This is a genomic window from Pseudomonadota bacterium (assembly GCA_034660915.1).
GTDB lineage: Bacteria > Desulfobacterota > Anaeroferrophillalia > Anaeroferrophillales > Anaeroferrophillaceae > DQWO01.
The window spans coordinates 1-2,673 of sequence record JAYEKE010000147.1; the positions used below are offsets into that span (position 1 = coordinate 1).

At 48.5% G+C, this 2,673-nt stretch carries 2 protein-coding genes; one reads left to right on the forward strand and one right to left on the reverse strand.

Translation table 11 applies throughout. From position 1 onward, the window contains the following. On the forward strand, positions 1-1,017 hold a 1,017-nt coding region (gene selD, locus U9P07_08720; protein MEA2109486.1), incomplete at its 5' end, for a selenide, water dikinase SelD. Between the two features lie 231 nt (positions 1,018-1,248). Here the strand turns inward: selD and U9P07_08725 are convergent. Further along, positions 1,249-2,673 (reverse strand): integron integrase (locus tag U9P07_08725; protein MEA2109487.1); only part of this gene is annotated, 1,425 nt, incomplete at its 5' end.

The window sequence follows — 2,673 nt, forward strand, 5'->3', positions numbered from 1 at the left end:
GCCGCCTCAGGCTGAGCGGCAAAAATAGGTCCGTCGGACCTTGCTGAAGTTCTAGCCGGTTTATCTTTGCCGTCAGATCCTCGTCTTCTGGTGGGTATCGAAGGGGCGGACGATGCCGGAGTTTTCCAGTTGGATGCAGAGCGGGCATTGGTCCAGACCCTGGACTTTTTCCCGCCAATGGTAGATGATCCCAACCGGTTTGGCCAGATAGCCGCTGCCAATGCCTTCAGCGATATTTATTCCATGGGAGGAGAGCCGCTGACGGCCATGAACATCGTGGCTTTTCCCATCAAGGAGCTCGATCACGCAATTTTGCGGGATATTCTGGCCGGAGGAATTTTAAAAATTGCTGAGGCAGGTGCGGTCCTGGCCGGTGGTCACAGTATTGATGATCCTGAGGTTAAGTATGGTTTATCGGTAACCGGACTGGTTCATCCCGACCGTATATGGACAAATACCGGTGCCAGGGATCAGGATGTCCTGCTGTTGACCAAAGCTCTGGGAAGCGGGGTGCTGACAACGGCGCTGAAAGCCGGTTTCTGTAGCGAAGAAGAAATTTCAACCGTGTTGGAAGTAATGTCACGGCTGAATAAACTGCCGGCGGAATCAGCAGGTCCAGCCTGGCGTGAATATGTGCATGCCTGTACGGATGTTACCGGTTTTGGTTTGCTTGGCCATCTCTCGGAGATGGTTGCGGCTGAGATGGTGGGTGCAGTTATTGAACTTTCAGGAATTCCTTTCTTGCCCGGGGCGGAGAATTATTGCTCCATGGGGTTGTTTCCTGAAGGTGGTGCCCGTAACCGGGATTTTTTCAGTTGCCGGGTATCCCGGCAGGGTGACTGCTCAGATATTGTCTATGACCTGCTTTTTGATCCCCAGACTTCCGGTGGCCTGCTGCTGGCGGTTGATCCCCAAGGAGTTTCCGCGGTTCGTCAGGCTTTTCTCGCTGTCGGACAGGACTGCTGGGAAATCGGCCGTTTTACTGCTGAATTTCCGGGTCGTATCATTATTGTTTAGTAACTTACAGGTTGTTTTCTTGTTTAAAAAACAAGAAAACGTTAAGTGCTTCACGGGTTCTTTGCCGTCAGGCAAAGGTTCTGATGAAGAAACTTATGCAAGGCTCTGATAAAGCCACTTGCTTGCGGGCAACGCCCGCGTTAGCTGGTTTTCATCCGGAAATTAGTAATTTCCGGATGGGCCATCGGCTTAACCCTTTAATTATGGCTGTCTTGAACACGGATATATCTATTATCTGCCTGGTATATCAAGCGGACTTTGAGCCTCCTTAATAGTTTGCGACGGTACTGTCTGGGTGTAAATCATGGTGGTGCGCACATCACTATGGCCCAGCAATTTTTGGATAGTGCGAATATCATAATTGGCCTGAAGCAGATGGCTGGCGAAACTGTGCCGAAAAGTATGGGCCGAAGCCCGTTTGATAAGTTTTGATTTTTTTACCGCCCGCTTAATAGCTTTCTGCACATGGGTCTCATGCAGATGGTAGCGGCGGTTTTCACCATCTGCCGCCACATAAGTCAACGTTTTGGCCGGAAAAAACCACTGCCAGGGTAGTTCTTTGCCCGCCTGCCTATATTTTTTCTCCAGTGATCCCGGCACAAAAGCGCCGTCATAGTTGTTGTCCAGATCCTGCTGATACAGGGCAATCACCCGCCGCAGATGTTCCTGCAGCTCCGGCTCAATCGTCCGGGGCAGCGGTACGGTTCTATCTTTTCCACCCTTACCATCGTGTATAGTCAAAATACCATGATCAAAATTAAAATTATTAACCCGCAGCTTCATGCACTCGGACAGCCTCAAACCACAGCCATAAAGCATTTTTACCACCAGGTCATAAGGGTAGCGTATATTCTTAATAACCAGATCCACCTCTTCTCGGGACAAGACCACCGGAATATAGGGTTTTCTCTTGGCCCGAACAACCCCGTCAATTTTACCAAACTCCTTACCCAGAACATTCCTGAAAAAGAACAATAAGGCGTTAAAGGCCTGATTCTGGGCAGAAGCTGAGACCTTTTGTTCCACTGCCAGCGCGGTCAAAAACTTTTTTACATCTTCCGGTGTCAATTGTTCCGGCGGTTTTTCATTGGTATAATATTTTAATTTTTTGGCCCAGAGCGAGTAAGAGCTTAAGGTTTTGGGGGAGTAGTGCCGCACAGCTATTTCATCGCTCAAGCTTTTAAGTGCCCTGGTCCAGAGTTTCACGGGTTGAACCGGTTTGCTGGCGACATTCCCATCAAAACTGACTGGCTTCGGGTTGTCGCTGCCTGGAGAAACAGTGACAGACGGTGCCGGTTGATCTGCTACAGGACGGGTTGATCTGTGCTCCCCCGGTTTTAGCAAAATGGGTTTTGAGTCTGCTGTCGGCGGCGCAGTTCTATCCGTATTTTGCCCCAGGCATAAATAGTAAAAACGCACTGCCTGTTCGGCCTGATCTTTTTGAAACCTGCCTTGATTTTTCTCTTGGAGCTTTTTTTGAAAAAGTGCCAGGCTGTTAGATTCAGCCGGCAAATGCTCATATTTATCGCAAAAATCAAGATAAAACCTCAGCCATTTCAGGTAGTGGTCATGAAGATTCGGCTTGATATTTTTTTGTATTAAGATTTTAGAATATCTATTTTGAATTTCATCAGGAATGTTAAGCATGATAATTTC